Genomic DNA, 19,278 nt, shown 5'->3' with positions numbered 1-19,278 from the left:
CCGGGCAAGGAAAATAATAATGGATACGCAAATAGATAAACCGTCTGCGCCTGCCGGGCAGACCTCTGGTGACGTTAATCCGAATACGCTGCACAACCCCGCTCGCGAAGTGGCGAAACCGAAAAGCAACTATCGCTGGGTGGTGTGTTCCATGCTGGTTTTTGCGACGACGGTTAACTACATGGACCGTCAAATTCTCGGCCTGCTGGCGCCGATGCTGCAAAAAGATATCGGCTGGACGCAAATGGAGTACAGCTGGTTGGTCAATGCGTTTACCGTCGCCTACGGCGTCGGCACGCTGGTGTGCGGGCGCATTATCGACAAACTGGGGACCAAAATCAGCTATGCGGTGGCGATGGTGGTCTGGAGCGCCGCGGCAATGGCGCACGCGGTCGTCGGTTCGGTCGCCGGTTTTGCGCTGGTGCGCGTGCTGCTTGGTCTCGGTGAGTCCGCTAACTTCCCGGCCGCGATGAAGGTGATTGCCGAGTGGCATCCCAAGAAAGAACGTACGCTGGCCACCGGTATTCTCGGGGTTGCGGTCAATATCGGCGTGGTTATCTCGCCGGCGTTGATCCCGCTTATCGCGGTGCATTACGGCTGGCACGGCGCATTCTTAATTCTTGGCGCCGTCGGCTTCCTGTGGCTGATTCCGTGGTTTATCGCCTTTGGTCCGGTGAAAGCGAAAGCCAGCGCCGAAGAGCAAGCGTGGATTGCCCAGGATAAAGAAGAAACCGTCAGCGTTTCCGCGATCAAATGGACGCGTCTGCTGGGCTACCGTCAACTGTGGGCTGTCGCATTAGGCAAAATGTTGACCGACCCCATCTGGTGGTTCTTCCTGTTCTGGCTGCCGAAGTGGCTCAACGAGTCACGCGGTATCAACATGGAAGGTCTGGGTCTGCCGCTGATTGTCATTTATCTGTTCGCGATCGTCGGCAGTCTGGGCGCGGGCTGGTTACCCGGTAAGTTGATGAGCAAAGGCTTTAGCACCGCCCGTGCACGTAAAATCACCATGCTGATTTGCGCCTGTCTGGTACTGCCGATTTTCGCCGCCACTCAGGTCGAAAATCTGTGGGCCGCCGTCGCGCTGGTCGGTTTAGCGGCGGCAGCACACCAGGGTTGGTCCGCCAACATTCTGACTTCGGTATCCGACCTGTTCCCAAGCGCCGCCGTCGGCTCCGTCGTCGGGATCGGCAGCACCTTCGGGATGATCGGCAGCGTTATCTTCTCTACGGTCATTGGCGCCGTGCTGGAAGCCTCCGGCAACTACTGGGCGCTGTTCGCCATCAGCTCAGTCGCTTACCTGTTGGCATGGGCGGTGATGTATCTGCTGTTAGTGCCGAAAATGGAACGGGCTAAATTCGAGTAACCCGCTCCTCTCCGGCTGGCCCGTATCAGGCGATACGGGCCACCGATTGACGCTCAACGATGGCGCACGCCAGCTCAATCCGTCGCGGTATTTCCACACTCCCTGCAATCATATCCTGCAACAGCTCCAGCGCCAGCGTGCCAATTTCCTGTACCGGCAAATGTACGGTGGTCAACGGCGGCGTGGCAAACTCCGCCTGCGGCAGGTTATTCATCCCGATCACCGAAATATCTTCCGGCACGCGCAGCCCTAAGGCCCGCACGCCATTGATCGCCCCGAGCGCCAGCGAATCATTCGCACACAGTATTGCCGTGCACTCCCGCGGATTATCGCGAAAACGCGCGATCACCGCCTGCTCCGCCAGTTCCGGCAGCCAGTCGGTGACCGTCAAAATACGTGAATCGTCGCACTGCAGTTGGCGGCAGCGCATCGCGTCTCGCCAGCCGTCTTCACGCTGTTCAATCGTTCGGCGGCCCGGGTGCGTTAAAAACAGAATATCGCGATGGCCGCGATCCAGCAGGTATTCACAGGCCATGCGCGTGGCAGAACGGTTACACGGCAGCACGCTGGATAAGCGCATCAGCGGATCTTCGGTGTTCACCAACACCGCCGGTTTTTTCAGGTTCACCACCGTATTGAGAAAGCCGCTGTCATCCACCGTCAGCGCCAGTACGCCCCCGACGTCCGGTTCCTCCAGCAGCGCTTGCAGGGCACCGTTATCATTATCGTTGAGCGGATGGGTGGTGAGATCAACGCCCAGCACTTTCGCCCGTTCCTTCAAGCCTTGCAGAACATACCAGCTGAACTGGTAGCGGTTATAATCGAGCATCGCTACCTGTGAAATGGCCAGCACAATGCGCGCGCCACCCAGCTCCTGAGCCGGCGTGTAACGCATCGCCCGCGCCACTTCCTGAATACGCGTACGCAGTTCATGGCTGACCCCTTTTTCACCGGAGAGCGCCCGTGACACCGTACTGAGCGAAGTGCGACAACGGGTCGCAATATCTTCCAGCCGGACGCGGCGATATCCCGCATCGCGCTCGGCCTGATTGTCTGATTTACTCATCTCTCATCCTTTCTGCCGCCGCTCTTCACTCGGCGTAATTCCAAAGACCTTTTTATACAGTGTGGTGAAATGATTGCTGTTAGCAAAGCCGCATAAATAGGCAATTTCGGTCACCGACATTTCCGTTTCACGTAATTTAACCCGTGCTGAAACCAACCGCAGCCGTTTTAAATAGTTATCCGGCGTTAATCCCGTCGCCTCTTTAATATGACGAAACGCGGTGCGGGTCGTTAAATGGAAGCGCTCGGCAAGCTGTTGCCAGTTATGGTCTTCAAAACAGTGTTCTTGTAGCCAGGTTAATAACTTATGCAGTTTATATTTGGTCGAGCTGTATTCCGCCTGCGTTTGCGCGTATTGCAGCGTAGTGACCAGCTGAAAAAAACGCGCTTCGCGTAACGCCTGATTTTTCGCTTCCCGCATCTCTGGAAGAAAGATCTGTGCAATCATCTCTTTACACGCCATACGTGTCTCCGGCGACAGCCAGCCGTAACAGCTGGCCTGCTGCGCTGAAAACTGCCCCAGCAGCGTGTCAATCTGCCGCAAATAATGAAACGGCACCTGCGGATTGATCAAAATATTAATCAGCTTAAGGGTTCCCAGCTCGTCGTAAAAATGAAAATCGCCAGATTTGACGTAAAAAACGTCCCCTTGTTGAATATACAACGGGCGACCATTAATAACATGCAGACCGTGGCCCTGCTCCACAATCACCAGTTCATCAAACTCGTGGCTATGCTCGCAGTTATTATCCTCCGGGTCGCTGGCATACATCGCCAGCTTATCGCCGGTACTGGCGAAATAATATTCAGTAGTCAGTGTAATCATTGATGCTATCCAAACGGCTTACCGCACGACGGCACGATAAGCCATTTTTGCCCCAACGACGATTGAGAATCGCGGATTTGTGATCGTCAGTCGCACTATCCCACCATCAGTGCCACTCTCGCGCCAAATTTGGCATTAGCAGAGTGGTTGCCGTCCCTCACGCCGCCGTATCCTGCGGACAACTTATTCCGAGGACGTCGTATGTCACAAGCCATTCAGCTTAATGCCCAGCTCCCCATGGTCCGCCAGCCGCAGTTCTTGCACAAGGCAGACTCGCTCACCCCTGAGTTGCATCGTCAACCGCGATTGCCGCTTGCCGTCATTAACGCCGTTGCCGATCCGCAGGCGCTGTTCGGCTGGCGCGCCGAGCCGCTCTGTTCGCTGGAAGCGCTGTATCAGCGCGAGTTCAGCGAAGGCGAAAGCGTGATTATCGATTTTGGCAGCCACTGCGTCGGTTATCTGCAGTTTGCCTGCCACAGCGCCGGGAGCCCGCCGGATGCCCCCGCCCATCTGCAACTCACCTTTGGCGAGACACTCTGCGAGGTGTGCGAACCGTTTAGCGATTACCGCGGATGGCTCAGCAGCAGTTGGCTGCAACAGCAGGATTTATGGCTGGACGTGTTGCCCGCCGAGGTTGCGCTACCGCGTCGCTACTGCTGCCGCTACGTGAAAATTGAGGTCAAAGCCGTGTCGCGCAAATTCCGCCTGCGCTTCGACAGCCTGTTGCTCAACACCGTCACTTCAGCTCCCGAGCAGTGTCCGTCATGTGAGAGCGCCGACGCCGAACTCCAGGCCATTGACCGGGTGTCGGTACTGACGCTGAAAAACTGTATGCAGGAGGTCTTTGAAGACGGTCCGAAGCGCGACCGCCGCCTGTGGCTCGGCGATCTTCGCCTGCAGGCACTGGTCAATGACGTGACCTTTGCCCGCCACGATCTGGTGCGTCGTTGCCTGTATCTGTTCGCGGGTCACACGCGTGCCGACGGCATGGTTTCCGCCAACGTCTTCGTCAAACCGCAGACGATCGCCGACGACACCTTCCTGTTCGACTACTCGCTGTTTTTTGTCGATGTTCTCTACAACTATCTGCAAAGCGCCGAAGATCTTGCCACAGCGCGCGAATTGTGGCCGGTCGCCAGACGACAGCTCGAACTGGCCTTTACCCGCCTCGACGACAGTGGGATCGTGCGCGACAGCGACGACTGGTGGGTGTTTATCGACTGGCAGGAAAGTTTAAACAAACAGGCCGCGGCCCAGGGCGTGCTGATCTACTGCCTGCAACGCGGCCTGTGGCTGGCTGAACGGTTTGAGCCGCAGCTTGTCGCCGCCTATCGCGCACAGCTTCAGCGCTTAAAAGCCGTGGCGCAAACGCAGTTCTGGGATGACGCGCAGGGCTATTTCATCAGCGGCGAGGCGCGCCAGGTTTCCTGGGCTTCGCAAATCTGGCTGGTGCTGGCGGAAGTCGGCCACCCGGAACAGCGTCTGGCGGTTATGCAGCGGCTGCTGAGCCATCCGCCCGCGATCGCCATGAATACCCCCTATCTCCGCCACCATTTTATTGCCGCCCTGCTGCAATGCGGGCTGCGCGAGCAGGCAGTCAAGGAGATCAAAGCCTACTGGGGTGAAATGGTGCGCTATGGCGCGGACACCTTCTGGGAAGTGTTTGATCCGCAGCATCCTGAATTTTCTCCGTATGGTAGCAAGCTTATCAATAGCTACTGCCATGCATGGAGCTGTACCCCGGCCTGGTTTATCCGCCTGTACGGTCTGTAACAACTAACGCGAGTTTATTTATATGGCAGAAACAACGTTTGAACGCTGGAAACAGCGCGTGGGCTACGGTATCGCCGATCTCTCCTGCAACCTGGTGTGGCAGCTTATCTCGCTTTACCTGATGTTTTTTTACACCGACGTGATGGGCTTACCGGCTTACTACGTCGGGTTGATGTTCCTCATCACCCGCCTGGTCGACGGCGTGGCCGACGTGCTGATGGGGCTGGTGATTGACAATACCGCGACCCGCTGGGGGCGCTGCCGCCCCTATTTGCTGTTCGGCGCGGTTCCCTTTGGTCTGCTGTGCATTCTGGCGTTCTATGTCCCGGATTTTGGCACCACCGGCAAACTGGTTTACGCCTTTATCACCTATTTGTGTCTGTCGTTCCTCTATACGCTGGTGAATATTCCGTTCTGCGCCATGCTGCCGTTCCTGACCAATGACTCCGGCGAGCGCACCACGCTCTCTACCGTGCGCATTTTGCTCGGCTCCCTTGGCGCAACCATTGTAGCCGTCGCCACGCTGCCGCTGGTCAGCGCACTGGGTAAAGGTAACCAGGCGCACGGTTTCTTCTACACGGCGATCGTGTTCGGCGTGATCGCTACCTTCTTTTTGCTGGTCAGCTTTCGCAACGTGAAAGAGAGTATCAGCATTACTCAGGAGCGCATGACCCTCAAGCGCGCGTGGGTGAGCCTGCGAGCCAACCGACCGTGGTTTGTTTTCGCCATCAATATCTTTCTGATGTGGGGCGCATTTTTCTTCCAGACCGGCGCGCTGGTGTACTTCTTCCACTACTACGTCGGCAACGTTGAGTTGACGGCGGTGGTCGCGGGGATTTCCACCTTCGTGCCGCTGCTCGGTACGCTAACGGTGCCGATGCTGGCCAGCCGCATGAAAAAACGTCATGTCTATCTGGTCGCCAGCACCATTAACCTGCTGGGCATGGGGGTGATGATTGCCGCCGGAGCGAATACGTGGGGGCTGATTGTTGGCGCCGTGATCCTGTCGCTCGGCGCAGGTCAACGCACGGCGATTTACTTTTCGATGCAGGCCGACCCGGTCGACTACGGGGTATGGAAAACCGGCATTAATACCGCAGGTATTCTCACCTCTATTAATGGCTTCCTCGGTAAAGTCGCCATGGCGGGAGCCGGGGCTATTATCGGCGTGCTGCTCTCCTCCAGCGGCTATGTCGCCAACGCGACGCAAAGCGACAGCGCTATGCTGGCGATAAAAGCCTGCTATCTGTATATCCCGGCGCTGCTGATTGTCGCTTCGATGATCTGCATTGGGCGCTTCTATCGTCTGGATGACGACTACGAGCAGATTCGCGCCGACCTGGATGCGGGGCGGCATGCGTCAGAAGAGATGACCGCGGTCGCCGCAACGAAAACCGCATAATATCCGTGCAGAAGTCGCCCGGCGTGCCAGAACAACGCCGGGCGACTGCGTCATCACATACTGTAACCCGGCTTTTTAATCAGCGTCTCCATCTGCGGCGCAATCTCGCTATCCCAGACCTGCTGCCAGTCGCTTTCCTGCACCTGATTCAGGGCCACGCTCACCGAGCGGTCTTTGGTATTAAGATGGCGAATCAACACTTCAGTGATGTCCGCCGCGAGCGCGGTTTTCTGTTCATCGTTCAGGTCGCGGGGGAAACATTTAATATCAACGTGTGGCATGGGCAGGACTCCTTATAATGAGACCCCTAAAACTACCACAGTCAGGCCGCTTCATCCGTCATTTCGTGCGCGAGCAAGGAGTGAATTCAGCGCTTAATTGCGCGATAAACGCCTCGGTTTCCCGCTGATTGCGCAGGCGTACAAAGCGGATGTGCGCCCAAGCTGGATCGGCCATGTCTTGCAGGTAGCGCTGGCGGTTGAGACGCCAGGTTTTTAGCGTCCACAGAATGATCGAATCGCGGCTAAAAAATGAGCGACGAAAACTCTCACGGTTGCCGGTACCCGGCCACAGCTCTTGCTGACGCCATGCGCGCACTGTCGCACGCGTGACGGCCTGCCGAAAGGTGCGCCAGAAACTGTAATCAACCCACACCACCAGATCCACGTCGCGCCATTTTACCGGGCGACTGCGATTATAGTTGCCGTCCAGCACCCAGTCAGGGCCCGCGATGGCCTGCGCCAGCCCGGCGAAGAGCGTCTCATCGCTGACCCCCTGCCAACCCGAACGCCAGTAAAGCGTATCCATTTCGATATAGGGCACGGAAAATAGCGCCGCCAGACGCTTTGCCAGCGTCGATTTACCCACGCCGCTGGTGCCTACCACATTGATTTTCATTGTCATCTCACCTGATATCACCTGTTGCATATAAATCATCGGCTATTACACTGAAAAAATCATTCTGCAACGATGAGCCAGATTCATTAATGGTCGCACCTTATGTTAAAAGATAACATCAACGATCTGATCTCTTTTATGGTCGTCGCGCGCGAGCGCAGTTTTACCCGCGCGGCCGCACAGCTTGGGGTTTCACAGTCGGCGTTGAGCCATGCGATGCGAAATCTGGAAAGCCGTCTCGACGTTCGCCTGCTGACGCGCACCACCCGCAGCGTCGCCCCGACGGAAGCCGGAGAACGACTTTATCAAAGTCTCAGCCCACATCTGCAAGAAATTGAACAGGAAATTACCGCCCTACGCGATTCTCGCGAACGACCGGCGGGCAATATTCGCCTGACGGCTGCTGAGCACTCAATGAATACCGTGCTCTGACCACGACTCAAGACGTTTATGCAGCAATACCCGGACATCAATATTGAAGTGATTGTGGATAACGGTCTTACCGATATTGTCGGTGAACGGTTTGACGCGGGAGTCCGCCTCGTTGAACAGGTGGCGCGCGATATGATTGCGGTGCGTATTGGCCCCGACATGCGCATGGCGGTTGTCGGTTCTCCCGGATATTTTGCCCACCACGGTATCCCGCAAACACCCCACGACCTTCAGCATCATCGCTGCATCAACATGCGTTTGCCAACGCGCGGCGGGTTATATGCATGGGAGTTCGAACGAAACGGCGAGCCGCAGCGGGTTCGGGTTGAGGGACAATTGACCCTTAACTCCCTGCCCCAACGCATCGAGGCCGCCGAAGCCGGTTTGGGCCTGGCCTACGTGCCGGAAGACACCATCGTCGATGGCGTAGCCGCCGGACGTTTGCAGCATGTGCTCGCCGACTGGTGCGCGCCGTTCGCGGGTTACTCGCTTTACTATCCCAGCCGCCGCCAGCATACCGCCGCGTTTGCGCTGTTAGTGGATGCGTTACGCTACTCATAAAAACGCGTAGGCCTGATAAGGCAAAGCCGCCATCCAGCCTACATTTCCGTAAGAGGTCAGAGCTAAACTGCGGATTTAGGCTGCAAGTTCTCGTCGAACACCAGCCGCTTTCTGTCCGGTTCTTCTTCGGTTAACGGTTCAACGGCAACCAGCGTCTTCTGGCAACGGTCGACCAGCACCTGATATTCGCGAGTGCCCTGCTTTTTCCACTCAAGCTCCTGCTCGGTTAAGGTACGAATCGCCTTTGCCGGGCTGCCGATAATCAAATGATTGGCAGGCATTTCGGCACGCGCCTTCACGAATGCGCATGCGCCAACAATACTGTTTTCACCAATGGTCGCGCCGTCGATAATCACCGCGCTCATGCCAACCAGCGCATTACGGCCAATCACGCAGCCGTGCAGGATCGCCCCGTGGCCGATATGCCCGTCTTCTTCCACGACGGTGTCCTGACCGGGAAAACCGTGCATCACGCAGTTATCCTGAATGTTGGCCCCATCTTTCACCACGATACGGCCAAAATCGCCGCGCAGGCTGGCGTTCGGCCCGACGTAAACTCCTTTACCGAGGATCACATCGCCAATCAGCACGGCGGTGGGGTGAACGTAGCTTTCCGTCGGAACAACCGGGATCATCCCGTCTATCTGGTAAATCGGCATCGCTTCTCCTGTTACGCTTCGGGCAATCCCCCAAAACGCTGGTAATAGAGCGGCCCCGGCGCAGGGAGTTCGCCTACCGAGCTTTCGCCTTTTTCACTGACGAAAGCCTGTGCCCCTGGGGCCACGCGTTGATAGATGTTGATACAGAGCTGGCGCGCGGTTTGGCCCAGCCAGTGGGCAGGCAACAGCTCTTCTGGCAGCAGCGGATCCTTCAGCACCACACGGCGATAGAAGTGGATCAGCAGTAGACGGATCTGAAAACAGCGTTCCGGCGTGAGTTCATCCGGCCCCGCATCCCGCAGCAGCGGCAACAGTGGGCGGAACAGTGTGATAAACGCTTCGTACATGGCGTTCTGCTCGGTCAAATGCCAGCACTCCTCGACCCGCTCACGCAGCGCGGCGCGCGAGAGCGCCAGCGGCGAATGTGCTTCGAAGAAGATCACGTTCTCCGCCACGCCGGCTTCGTGCAAAAGCGACTGGACATCCGCCAGCTTTTGCGACGGCGAGGCTAAAAGGCTCGGCGCAAGCACGCCAAACCCCTGCCAGATCAGCTGTTTTTTGACTTCGGCCAGGGTGTTTTTTTCCAGCCCTTCAGAGAGCAGCAGCAGCCAGGTACCGTCCCATTCCGGCGCGTTGGCGCGGTAAATTTTGCTCTCGGCACGACGCGTCAGGCGCAGGCCTTTGTCGCTCAGACGATAGAAGCTACGGCGGCCAATGCGCACCACGTCCAGCCACTCTTCTTTGTTGAGGCGAAACAGCGCGGTACGCACGAAGCGTTCGCCAAAGCCTAACCCTTCAAGCAGCGCGGCCACGCTGCCAAGCCAGACTTCGCCGCCACGCTGGGATAAACAGTCACCATAGAGCGAGGCAATCAGCGAGGTGCCGCTGATCGGCATTGCTGTCACCGCCTGCTGAATAAAGCTATCGAGTTTTTCCATATGATTCATAGTGTTGTTGTTTTTGTCCTTTTTGAATCATAGCACAGGAATAAAGCCGCGAAACGCCAGGAGTTTGTAGGCCGGATAAGGCAACGCCGCCATCCGGCAAGCTGCGCCGAATTGCCTGATGGCGCTGCGCTTATCAGGCCTACCATTCTCAGCCGTTGGCAGCGGCCTTACGCAGGTCAAACACGCGGCAGGCCTTGCCTTCTGAGCGTGGAATACTGCCGCAGTTAACGATGCTGACGTCGGTGGAAATACCGACCATCGACTTAATGCGATGACGCAGGTGGTGGCAAATCTGGCAGCGCTGCTCATGGCTCAGCACCAGGCTACTCTCTTTGAGTTCCACGCGTACCGAAAGTGAATCAAGATGCCCACGGCGATCGACTTCCAGCTGGTAGTGCGGCGCCAGATGTTCAATTTTGAGGATCTCTTCTTCCAGCTGCGACGGGAAGACGTTCACGCCGCGAATAATCAGCATGTCGTCGCTGCGCCCACTGATGCGATCCATACGGCGCATAGTGCGGGCAGTGCCTGGCAGCAGACGCGTCAGGTCGCGAGTACGGTAGCGGATCACCGGCAGTGCCTCTTTGGTGAGCGTGGTGAACAGCAGTTCGCCGTGCTCGCCATCGGCCAGCGGCGTACCATCGTCCGGGTTGACCACTTCCGGGAAAAAATGGTCTTCCCAGATGGTGGGGCCATCGCCGGTTTCAATACATTCCATCGCCACGCCCGGCCCCATCACTTCAGACAGGCCGTAGATATCCAGAGCGGTAATACCGAGGCGACGTTCAATCTCCGCCTTCATACCGGTGGTCCAGGGTTCCGCGCCAAAGACACCGGTACGCAGCGAACAGCCGCGCGCGTCGCCGCCCATCTGGCGCTCCAGTTCTTCAATCAGGTTCAGACAATAAGATGGCGTCACCATGATCATGTCGGGTTTGAAATCACGGATCAGCTGCGCCTGTTTCTCGGTCTGGCCGCCGGACATCGGGATCACCGTGGCCCCTAAGCGTTCAGCGCCGTAGTGCGCCCCCAGGCCGCCGGTAAACAGGCCATAGCCGTAGGCGACGTGAATTTTATCCTTCGCCGTGCCGCCTGCGGCGCGCAGCGAACGGGCGACGATATTCGCCCAGGTATCAATATCGTTCTGCGTATAGCCAACCACGGTTGGCTTGCCGGTGGTGCCGGACGACGCATGGATACGCACCACTTGCTCCATCGGCACCGCAAAGGTATCGAACGGATAGTTGTCGCGCAGATCCTGCTTGGTGGTGCAGGGAAACTTATTGAGATCGCTCAGCTCATGAAAATCGTCAGGATGGACGCCCGCCGCATCGAACTTACGGCGGTACATCGGCACATTTTCGTAAGCGTGTTTCAGCGTCCACTTCAGACGCTGGGTTTGCAGGGCCTGTAACTCGTCACGCGATGCAGTTTCAATCGGATCTAATGTTGTTGTAGTTGTCATTTTGTAGGGTACTCGCAGGTCAATTAGCTCACACTCTCTCGAGGATCATGGCAATGCCCTGACCCACGCCAATACACATCGTACACAGCGCATAGCGTCCATTGCGTCGTTCCAGCTCCAGCGTCGCTGCCAGCGCCAACCGCGCGCCGCTCATACCTAACGGGTGGCCTAAGGCGATGGCGCCACCGTTGGGATTCACATGCGCCGCGTCGTCCGGCAGCCCAAGCTGTCTGAGCACGCCCAGCGCCTGGGCGGCAAAGGCTTCGTTCAGCTCAATCACGTCCATATCGTGAATATTCAGCCCGGCGCGCTCCAGCACTTTACGCACCGCCGGAACCGGTCCAAGCCCCATGAATTTCGGTTCGACGCCCGCCGTCGCCATGGCGACAATACGCGCGCGCGGCGTCAGGCTCTGCGCGGCGGCCTGCTGCGAGCTGGCGATAATCAGCGCCGCGGCACCGTCGTTCACGCCGGAGGCGTTGCCCGCCGTCACCACGCCGCCCTTGCGGAACGGAGTTTTCAGCGCGGCCAATTGCTCAAGGGTGGTATCGGCACGCGGATGTTCATCTTCACGCACCGCGCTGACCGCGCCCTTCTTACCGATAATCTGCACCGGCACGATTTCCTGCGCCAGAATGCCGTCATGCTGCGCTTTAGCGGTACGCTGCTGGCTGCGGTAAGCAAAGGCATCCTGGTCGGCACGGCTTATTTTTAACAATTCCGCTACATTCTCTGCCGTTTCCGGCATGCTGTCAGTACCAAATTGTTGCTGCATGAGCGGGTTCACAAAACGCCAGCCGATGGTGGTATCAAACATCTCGGCCTGACGCTGGTAAGGCGTGGTCGCCTTGCCCATCACGAACGGCGCACGGGACATCGACTCCACGCCGCCGGCAATCATCAGATCCGCATCGCCCGCTTTAATCGCCCGCGCGGCGAAGCCAATCGCATCAAGGCCGGAGCCGCACAGGCGGTTGATGGTGGTGCCGGAAACCCCGTACGGATAGCCCGCCAGCAGCGTCGCCATATGGGCGACGTTACGGTTATCTTCCCCGGCCTGGTTGGCGCAGCCAAAAATGACATCGTCGATACAGGTTGGGTCTAACTTCGGGTTTCGGCTCAACAATTCACGCAACGGAATGGCCGCCAGATCGTCGGCACGAACCCCGGCCAGCGCGCCACCGTAGCGGCCAATCGGCGTACGAATGCCGTCACAAATAAATGCATCACGCATCAGACTTCTCCTGTTATCGTGCCGCCGATGCGGTGCGATTTGCCGCGAAACAGCGCCACGGTTTTTTGCTGCGGGTTGACGATTTCAATGTCATAGACACCGGTCAGTTTGCCCTGCTGTTTCACCCGGGCGGTGGCGGTTAATTTCTCGCCCGCAAAGGCCGGACGCAGAAAATCGATGCTGGCAGCCGATGCCACCGCCGCCAGCCCCTGGCTGTTGCAGGCGTAGGCAAAGGCGGTATCCGCCAGCGTGAAAAGCTGCCCACCGTGGCAGGTTTGATGCCCGTTCAACTGCGAGGACGATACGGTCATCGTCATCTGCGCGTAGCCGTCGTCCATCTCGATAATTTCGATCCCCAGCGCCTGCGCGCAGGTGTCTTTCTCATACATGGCGCGGGCGTTGCGCCAGGCTTCGTTACTCATCACGCATCTCCATCAGCGCTTTCTGGCGCAGCAGCGCACTGGGGCGATAACGTTCTTCGCCGTAGTGCTGTTGTAGGTTTTCCAGCAGACGCAGCACGCGCCCCCAGCCGAGCGATTGCCCCCAGGCCAGCGGGCCACGTGGATAGTTCACCCCAAGACGCATCGCGGTATCGATATCCTCGGCGCTGGCCACGCCTTTTTGCACCGCATCCAGCGCTTCGTTCGCCAGCATCGCCACCGTACGCCACACCAGAAGTCCTGGGTAGTCGGCAATACGCAGCACTTTTTTGCCCTGCTGCTGGAAGTAGTACACCGCTTTGTCGGTGGCTGAATCCGGGTTGGTTGGCGCGCCGGCCAGCACAACGGTATCGCCCGCGGCATGGTCATACACCACCACCGGACGCTGGTACTGCACGCTTAAGGACAGCGCGGTTTCACCGGTGGTTTCCAGCAGCAGCACATCGTCTAATTCTGTGACAACGTCACTTTCAACCCTCTTCGCGGCGCGTTCGGCAGATACGGCAGCCAGCGCCAGTTCAGGCTGGTTTTCCAGAGGCCAACGGTAGACGCCATGGCCGTTTTTTTTACCCAGACGCCCCGCCAGTGCCAGCTCCTGCTGCAGCAGCGACGGCAGAAAACGGCGGTCCTGCCAGAAGGCGTTAAACACCGAACTGGTCACGGCGAAGTTCACGTCCTGGCCGATAAGGTCAGTCAGCGCCAGCGGCCCCATCGGAAAACCGCCGCCGTCACGCAGCGCCGCGTCAATCACTTCCGCTGATGCCACCTGCTCTTCCAGCGCGCGCCAGGCTTCGGCGTAGTACGGACGCGCCACGCGGTTAACGATAAAGCCCGGCGTGGAGCGGCAGCGTACCGGCTGTTTGCCCCAGGCGGTCACGCACTGGCAAAGCTGCTCGACCACTTCGGTAGAGGTGGCAAGCCCGCTCACCACTTCCACCAGTTTCATCACCGGCGCCGGATTAAAGAAGTGCAGCCCGGCCACGCGTTCCGGGTGTTTGATACCCGCCGCAATGGCGGTAATGGAGATGGACGAGGTGTTGCTGGTCAGCAGCGTTGACGGCGGGCAAATCTCCGCCAGCTCGCTGAACAGCGCCTTTTTAATCTCCAGACGCTCGGAAGCGGCTTCAATCACCAGCTGCGCCTCGGCAAGCTGCGTTAATTCGGTTGCTGGCGTAATACGCGCCAGCAGCGCCTGCGCCTGTTCAGTGCTAATTTTGCCGCGGCTAACGCGGGCGTTCAGGCGCTCGGCAATGCCGTCGATAGCGCGCGTAATCGCCTCGGCGGAAATGTCATACAGCCGCACCGCGTGCCCGGCGCTCGCTGCCACTTCGACAATCCCGGCCCCCATGGTGCCGCCGCCAATCACCGCGACGGTGTGAAGAGTCTGGCTCATGGCTTATTTCCCGCTGAACTGTGGTGAACGTTTGGCGAGGAAGGCGCTGACGCCTTCACGATAATCGTCGCTGCGACCGGCCAAACGCTGGTAGTCGCGCTCAAGCTCAAGCTGCTGATCCAGCGAGTTAGTTTCGGAAAGCTGTAGCGCTTTCTTAATCAGCCCCAGACCATAGGTCGGTTGGGTCGCGAAATGGCGCGCCATGGTCAGCGCGGTATCTTTCAACTCGGCGTCGTCAACCACCTGCCAGATCATCCCCCACTGCGCGGCCTGTTCGGCGCTGAGGTTGTCGCCGAGCATCAGCAGGCCAACGGCACGAGCACGACCGGCAACGCGCGGCAGTACCCAGCTGCCACCGCAGTCCGGCACCAGGCCAAGCTTGCTGAAGGCCATGACAAACTTTGCTGAACGCGCGGCAATCACGATGTCGCAGCCCATCGCCAGCGTGGCGCCAGCACCGGCGGCGACGCCGTTCACCGCGCAGATAACCGGTTTTGGCAGCGCGGCTAAACGGCGCACCAGTGGGTTGTAAAAGCGTTCCACCGACATGCCCAGATCCGGCGCGGGGCCGCTGGGGTCAACGTTACGGTCGTTCAGATCCTGCCCGGCGCAAAAGCCGCGTCCGGCGCCGGTGATCAGCAGGCAGCGAATGGTGTCGTCGCGTTCGGCCTGTTTCAGGCAGTCGGCAAGCTGCTGGTGCATCACATCGTTAAAGCTATTGAGTCGGTCCGGGCGGTTCAGGGTGATGGTCATCACGCCTTGTTCCACTTCGCTGAGAATGAATGCGTCCACGATTAGCGTCCTTTAAATTCCGGTGTGCGTTTTTCTAAAAAGGCGCTGACGCCTTCACGACGATCTTCGGTGCCGCTGAGCAGCGTAAACAGCTGACGTTCCTGCACCAGACCGGCCTGTAAGCCCACCTCGTGCGCCAGACGCAGCGACTGCTTTGCCGCCCGCAGCGCCAGCGGTGAGTGGCGAGCGATGGTCGCCGCCAGCTTCAGCGCGTATTCATCGGAGAGGTTCGCTGGGTGAATGTCGCTCACCAGCCCGGCCTGCTGGGCGCGTTCGGCATCAATGCTTTCGCCGCTCAGTACCATGCGGCTGGCCAGCGCTTTGCCGACGCTGCGAATAAGGCGCTGCGTACCGCCAGCGCCCGGCATGGTGCCGAGGGTAATTTCCGGCAGACCAAAGCGGGCGTTATCGCCGGCAATGACCAGATCGCACAGCAGCGCCAGCTCGCAGCCCGCGCCCAGCGCGTAGCCGTTCACCACCGCAATCAGCGGTTTGTTGAAGGCATCAATACGCGCCCACAGACGCGGGCGAATATCGTCGAAGGTGGCGGGCAGGTCTTTTTCCGCCATTTCGTTGAGATCGGCACCGGCGGCGAAATAACGCGGGTTGCCGCTAATCACGCAGACGCTGATACCTGAATCTGCCGCCGCGCTTTCCAGCGTTTCGGCAATCTGCGTCAGCAGCGCATTGTTCAGGGCGTTACGCGCCTGCGGGCGGTTCAGGGTCAGTTGCAGCACGCGGTCGTGACGGGTAATCAGCAGTTCGCTCATGCCATCCCCCGCGCGTCAAAGTCGACTACCACGTCGCCGCTGGTGGGCAGCGCCTGGCAGCTAAGAACATAGCCCGCCGCCACTTCATCGGCTTCGAGGCTGTAGTTGGCGGCCATCGCCACTTTACCGCTCACCACCTTGCATTTGCAGGTGGCGCAGACGCCGCCTTTACAGGCAAATGGCAGGTCAGCGCCCTGACGCAGCGCGGCGTCGAGAATGCTGTCATCTTCGGCGTTCAGCGAAATCAGGCGATCACGGCCGTCCTGGCGGATAGTGACCGTGCGGCCCTCCGCCTGTACGCCGGTGGCGCGTTTCACGCTGCTGCCGGGGGTGTTGAAGCGCTCAAGGTGAATCGATTTCTCCGGCACGCCCAGTTCGCGCAGCGCCACTTCGGCTTCGTCCATCATCGCCGACGGGCCGCAGATAAAGGCGTCGTCAAAGCGGCTGAAATCGATCAGCGTTTTGCCGAGCGCATGCAGTTTTTCACCGTCAATACGCCCTTGCAGCAGATCGCTGTCCATCGACTCCTGGCTGAACAGGTGCACCACCTGCAAACGCTGCGGATAGCGGTCTTTCAGGTCAGCCAGCGTCTGGCGGAACATCATGCTGTGGCTGCTGCGGTTGCCGTAGATCAGGGTAAACTGGCTCGCCGGTTCGGTCGCCAGTGTGGCTTCGATAATCGCCATCATCGGCGTAATGCCGGAACCGGCGGCAATCGCCAGATATTCCGCTTGGCGCTCGGCCTGCGGCTGGTAGCCAAAGTGCCCCTGCGGCACCATCACCTCAAGCGCCATGCCCTGCTGAATATCGCTCTGGGCATAGCGGGAGAAGCGGCCGCCGTCGATGGCTTTGACCGCCACGCTGATTTCAGACGGCGAGCGGCTGCGGCAGATGGAGTAGCAGCGGCGTAACTCTTCTCCGCCGAGGCGGGTTTTCAGCGTCAGATGCTGGCCCGGACGGAAGGCGTAAACGCTACGCAGCGCGTCGGGAATGGCAAAAGTGATGGTGACCGAATCACGGGTTTCCGGTTCAACCTTTGCCACGGTAAGCGAATGAAATGTTGTCATCGCAGCCTCAAATACATTTAAAGTAATCAAAGGGTTCACGGCAGCTATCGCAGCGATACAGCGCTTTGCAGGCCGTGGAACCGAATTCGCTAATCAGCGAGGTGTGGGTGCTGCCGCAGCGCGGGCAAACCACATCCTTCGGCAGCGCGTCGGCGTGGCAGGCGTGGGCCTGCGGCGGGCTGATACCGTACTGACGCAGACGTTCGCGGGCATCCGGGCTCATCCAGTCGGTGGTCCACGGCGGGTCGAGCTGCAGCACGATATGCACCGGCGTATAACCGTGCTCCGCCATCACCGCGCGAATTTCCCCCAACAGATGTTCGGTGGCCGGGCAACCTGAATAGGTCGGCGTAAAGCCAATCACCCAGCCGTCGCCGTGACGCTCCACGCGGCGCACCATGCCGAGGTCGGTAATGGTCAGCACCGGCACTTCCGGGTCTGGAATGGCGCTTAATAATCCCCAGACGGTACGCACTTCCGGGGGCGCGATTGCGGCGAGACGTTGCATAGCCACCTCCTGCTACCACTGCTGGCCGGGATACGACCGCTGTAAATACTGCATCTCTGCCAGCATCGGGCCGAGATGTTCACTGTGCAGCCCCTGCTTACCGCCGCGACGGAACGCCGCTTCTTCAGGGATTTGCAGACCCGCATCAAGCAGCGCGGTGTGCACCGTCGCCTGCCATTCGGCCTGCAATTCGCGCGGGTCAACAGCGATGCCCTGCTTGCTCAGGCTGATATCCAGCTCATCGGCCATAAACAGTTCACCGGTGAAGCGCCACAGGTTGTTGATTGCCTGCTGCATCAGTTGCGCGGAATAGTCGGTGCCGTTGCCCAGACGCTCCAGCCAGCCGCGGCTAAAGCGCAGGTGATAACGCACCTCTTTCAGCCCTTTGGCGGCGATGGCGGCAATCTGTGCGTCGCGGCTATTCACCAGACGGCTGAACAGCGCCACATGCCAGGCATCGATAAAAAACTGACGGGCAATGGTGTCGGCGAAATTACCGTTCGGCTGCTCCACCAACAGCAGGTTGCTGAACTGACGCTCATCGCGGCCAAAGGCCAGCGTGTCTTCATCACCACTGCCGTTCAGTTCAGCGGCGTAGCTCAGGAAGTTGCGCGCCTGACCCAGCAGGTCAAGGCCGATATTGGCCAGCGCGAGGTCAATCTCCAGCTCCGGCGCGTGGCCGCACCAGGCGCCTAAGCGCTGGGCCAGCACCAGGCCGTTATCGCCAAGACGCAGCGCATAGGTTGCAACGGGGTTTTGCGTGTTCATCGTTGCCTCACATATGTTCCATGCCGTCCGGCACGGTATAGAACGTCGGGTGACGGTAGACCTTGCTCTCGGCGGGGTCGAAGAACTCACCGCGGTCTTCCGGCTGTGAGGCGACGATTTCGCTCGCCTTCACCACCCAGATGGAGCAGCCTTCGCTGCGGCGGGTGTACGCATCGCGGGCATTTTCCAGCGCCATTTGATCGTCGGCGGCGTGCAGGCTGCCCACGTGACGGTGCGACAGACCCTGTTTGCTGCGGACAAACACTTCGTATAACGGCCAGTATGTTTTGCTCATCTTTTTCTCCTCAGGCGGCATCGCGAGCGCGTTGTTTTTCGGCATGCGCCAGCGCGGCTTCGCGCACCCATGCCCCCTCTTCCCAGGCTTTGCGCTTGGCGCCCAGACGTTCGTGGTTACAGATGCCACGCCCGTTGATGACTTCGTTGAGTTCCTGCCAGTCGATTTCGCCGTAACGGTAGTGACCGGTAGCTTCGTCAAACGTCAGATCGGCATCCGGCACCTTCATGCCAAGGATCTCGACCTGCGGGACAGTGTTGTCGACGAAGCGCTGACGCAGTTCGTCGTTGGAATGCAGTTTGATCTTCCACGCCATGCTGCGTGCGCTGTTCGGCGAGTTGTCATCGCTCGGCCCGAACATCATTAATGCCGGCCACCAGAAGCGGTTGATCGCGTCCTGCAACATCTGCCGCTGTTCTTCACTCCCCGCCGCCAGCGCCATGCAAGCTTCAAAGCCCTGACGCTGATGGAAGCTCTCTTCTTTGCAGATTTTGACCATCGCCCGGGCATACGGGCCGTAAGAGGTACGGCACAGTGCCACCTGGTTGACAATCGCCGCGCCGTCGACCAGCCAGCCGATCACGCCGATATCCGCCCAGGTCAGCGTCGGGTAGTTAA

20 protein-coding genes and 1 pseudogene are annotated in these 19,278 nt (G+C 59.0%); 4 read left to right on the top strand and 17 right to left on the bottom strand.

From position 1 onward, the window contains the following. Positions 1-19 precede the first annotated feature (19 nt). Positions 20-1,366, top strand: coding sequence for an MFS transporter (locus tag ACW14G_RS12500; protein ID WP_191091002.1), 1,347 nt, complete (start codon positions 20-22; stop codon positions 1,364-1,366). Positions 1,367-1,391: 25 nt separating this feature from the next. Here the strand turns inward: ACW14G_RS12500 and ACW14G_RS12495 are convergent, their stop codons facing one another. After that, the gene (locus tag ACW14G_RS12495) at positions 1,392-2,432 is read right to left on the bottom strand and encodes a LacI family DNA-binding transcriptional regulator (protein ID WP_249021823.1); all 1,041 of its coding nucleotides are present in this window, start codon (positions 2,430-2,432) and stop codon (positions 1,392-1,394) included. Positions 2,433-2,435: 3 nt separating this feature from the next. Further along, positions 2,436-3,257, bottom strand: a complete 822-nt coding sequence (locus ACW14G_RS12490) for a helix-turn-helix domain-containing protein (RefSeq protein WP_163445547.1) — start codon at positions 3,255-3,257, stop codon at positions 2,436-2,438. Between the two features lie 201 nt (positions 3,258-3,458). On the opposite strand from ACW14G_RS12490, the gene ACW14G_RS12485 reads away from it, so the two are divergent. Both ACW14G_RS12485 and ACW14G_RS12480 read left to right on the top strand, forming a co-directional pair. After that, the gene (locus ACW14G_RS12485) at positions 3,459-5,030 is read left to right on the top strand and encodes an alpha-L-rhamnosidase-related protein (protein WP_249021824.1); all 1,572 of its coding nucleotides are present in this window, start codon (positions 3,459-3,461) and stop codon (positions 5,028-5,030) included. Between the two features lie 22 nt (positions 5,031-5,052). Further along, positions 5,053-6,432: a glycoside-pentoside-hexuronide (GPH):cation symporter gene (locus tag ACW14G_RS12480; protein WP_249021825.1), complete on the top strand. Its 1,380-nt coding sequence runs from the start codon at positions 5,053-5,055 to the stop codon at positions 6,430-6,432. Between the two features lie 53 nt (positions 6,433-6,485). Here the strand turns inward: ACW14G_RS12480 and pptA are convergent, their stop codons facing one another. Beyond that, on the bottom strand, positions 6,486-6,713 hold the full coding sequence (pptA, locus tag ACW14G_RS12475) for a tautomerase PptA (protein ID WP_163445541.1): 228 nt from the start codon (positions 6,711-6,713) through the stop codon (positions 6,486-6,488). A gap of 58 nt (positions 6,714-6,771) precedes the next feature. Next, positions 6,772-7,329 (bottom strand): P-loop NTPase family protein, encoded by a 558-nt coding sequence (locus ACW14G_RS12470; protein ID WP_163445540.1) that lies wholly within the window; start codon positions 7,327-7,329, stop codon positions 6,772-6,774. Between the two features lie 102 nt (positions 7,330-7,431). Between ACW14G_RS12470 and ACW14G_RS12465 the strand changes: the two are divergent. After that, a pseudogene (locus ACW14G_RS12465) lies at positions 7,432-8,322 on the top strand (LysR family transcriptional regulator). Between the two features lie 62 nt (positions 8,323-8,384). Here the strand turns inward: ACW14G_RS12465 and paaY are convergent. The 13 genes from paaY to paaA form a co-directional block, all read right to left on the bottom strand. Then, positions 8,385-8,981: a phenylacetic acid degradation protein PaaY gene (gene paaY / locus ACW14G_RS12460; RefSeq protein WP_163445536.1), complete on the bottom strand. Its 597-nt coding sequence runs from the start codon at positions 8,979-8,981 to the stop codon at positions 8,385-8,387. Positions 8,982-8,992: 11 nt separating this feature from the next. After that, a complete protein-coding gene (paaX, locus tag ACW14G_RS12455) occupies positions 8,993-9,919 on the bottom strand; it encodes a phenylacetic acid degradation operon negative regulatory protein PaaX (protein ID WP_163445534.1) in 927 nt (308 codons plus the stop codon). 157 nt (positions 9,920-10,076) lie between these two features. Beyond that, complete coding sequence (gene paaK, locus ACW14G_RS12450; protein WP_163445532.1) at positions 10,077-11,393, bottom strand: phenylacetate--CoA ligase PaaK; 1,317 nt, start codon at positions 11,391-11,393, stop codon at positions 10,077-10,079. Between the two features lie 28 nt (positions 11,394-11,421). Further along, positions 11,422-12,627, bottom strand: coding sequence for a 3-oxoadipyl-CoA thiolase (gene pcaF, locus ACW14G_RS12445; RefSeq protein WP_167575863.1), 1,206 nt, complete (start codon positions 12,625-12,627; stop codon positions 11,422-11,424). Further along, entirely contained in the window at positions 12,627-13,049 is a 423-nt protein-coding gene (paaI, locus tag ACW14G_RS12440) for a hydroxyphenylacetyl-CoA thioesterase PaaI (protein WP_163445528.1), read from the bottom strand. Before paaI ends, pcaF begins: the two co-directional genes overlap by 1 nt. Continuing rightward, positions 13,042-14,460: a 3-hydroxyacyl-CoA dehydrogenase gene (locus ACW14G_RS12435; RefSeq protein WP_249021828.1), complete on the bottom strand. Its 1,419-nt coding sequence runs from the start codon at positions 14,458-14,460 to the stop codon at positions 13,042-13,044. The genes paaI and ACW14G_RS12435 overlap by 8 nt, the downstream gene beginning before the upstream one ends. Positions 14,461-14,463: 3 nt before the next feature. Further along, complete coding sequence (gene paaG, locus ACW14G_RS12430) at positions 14,464-15,252, bottom strand: 2-(1,2-epoxy-1,2-dihydrophenyl)acetyl-CoA isomerase PaaG (RefSeq protein WP_455648608.1); 789 nt, start codon at positions 15,250-15,252, stop codon at positions 14,464-14,466. A 2-nt stretch (positions 15,253-15,254) separates the two neighbouring features. Further along, positions 15,255-16,022 carry a 2,3-dehydroadipyl-CoA hydratase PaaF gene (gene paaF / locus ACW14G_RS12425; protein ID WP_249021829.1) on the bottom strand — a complete coding sequence of 256 codons (768 nt, stop codon included), beginning with the start codon at positions 16,020-16,022 and terminating at the stop codon, positions 15,255-15,257. Further along, entirely contained in the window at positions 16,019-17,089 is a 1,071-nt protein-coding gene (gene paaE / locus ACW14G_RS12420) for a 1,2-phenylacetyl-CoA epoxidase subunit PaaE (RefSeq protein ID WP_249021830.1), read from the bottom strand. Before paaE ends, paaF begins: the two co-directional genes overlap by 4 nt. A gap of 7 nt (positions 17,090-17,096) precedes the next feature. Next, positions 17,097-17,597: a 1,2-phenylacetyl-CoA epoxidase subunit PaaD gene (paaD, locus tag ACW14G_RS12415; RefSeq protein WP_167575867.1), complete on the bottom strand. Its 501-nt coding sequence runs from the start codon at positions 17,595-17,597 to the stop codon at positions 17,097-17,099. Between the two features lie 12 nt (positions 17,598-17,609). Next, positions 17,610-18,365 carry a 1,2-phenylacetyl-CoA epoxidase subunit PaaC gene (gene paaC, locus ACW14G_RS12410; protein WP_249021831.1) on the bottom strand — a complete coding sequence of 252 codons (756 nt, stop codon included), beginning with the start codon at positions 18,363-18,365 and terminating at the stop codon, positions 17,610-17,612. 7 nt (positions 18,366-18,372) lie between these two features. Continuing rightward, the gene (gene paaB, locus ACW14G_RS12405) at positions 18,373-18,660 is read right to left on the bottom strand and encodes a 1,2-phenylacetyl-CoA epoxidase subunit PaaB (protein ID WP_003030843.1); all 288 of its coding nucleotides are present in this window, start codon (positions 18,658-18,660) and stop codon (positions 18,373-18,375) included. Positions 18,661-18,670: 10 nt separating this feature from the next. After that, a partial coding sequence (gene paaA / locus ACW14G_RS12400; protein ID WP_455648607.1) for a 1,2-phenylacetyl-CoA epoxidase subunit PaaA occupies positions 18,671-19,278 on the bottom strand: 608 nt, incomplete at its 5' end.

It is taken from the genome of Kluyvera sp. (genome assembly GCF_965301105.1).
This window is presented reverse-complemented; position numbering and strand designations above follow the sequence as displayed.